Origin of the sequence: Shigella sp. FC1661, from assembly GCF_001712525.1 — a bacterium.
In the GTDB taxonomy this organism is placed as follows: Bacteria; Pseudomonadota; Gammaproteobacteria; order Enterobacterales; family Enterobacteriaceae; genus Escherichia; species Escherichia coli.
In genome coordinates this window covers 1-395 of record NZ_MDGW01000495.1, presented here as the reverse complement: position 1 = coordinate 395, position 395 = coordinate 1, and the positions used below count along the sequence as shown (strand labels likewise).

1 protein-coding gene is annotated in these 395 nt (G+C 55.2%); it reads right to left on the bottom strand.

Features of this window, described 5'->3' with window-relative positions:
- Positions 1–395: DUF968 domain-containing protein (locus tag BFF42_RS21085; protein WP_119163778.1), on the bottom strand; the 395-nt coding region annotated here is incomplete at both ends.

The window sequence follows — 395 nt, the reverse complement described above, 5'->3', positions numbered from 1 at the left end:
TTAACCCAGCGGCGACGTTTTGGGCGTAACATAAAAGACTCCGGCGACTCCGGATCCACTTTCAGCGCCAGCACCTTTTTCGCCTTATCCTGGATGATGCTGGTGGCAGGAACCGAAGGCACAAGGTCACTTTCCCGGGTGACAGACGGCACAACAGGCTTCGGTAATCTCAGTGCCTTACGGGCTGCACTTTCCGGTAAGGCATCCGCCAGGTCATTACGAATCAGCCACCAGCACAGTTCCGGCATTGTCACAACGTGACTGTCATCAAAACCGAGATCCCGACGCACAACAGACAACACCCAGCGGGCACAGTTATCCGTTGCCATTGATTCCAGCCGTTCCGTGAACTGGTCACGGAGAAGATTGTCACAGTGCCAGCACAGACGGATTGC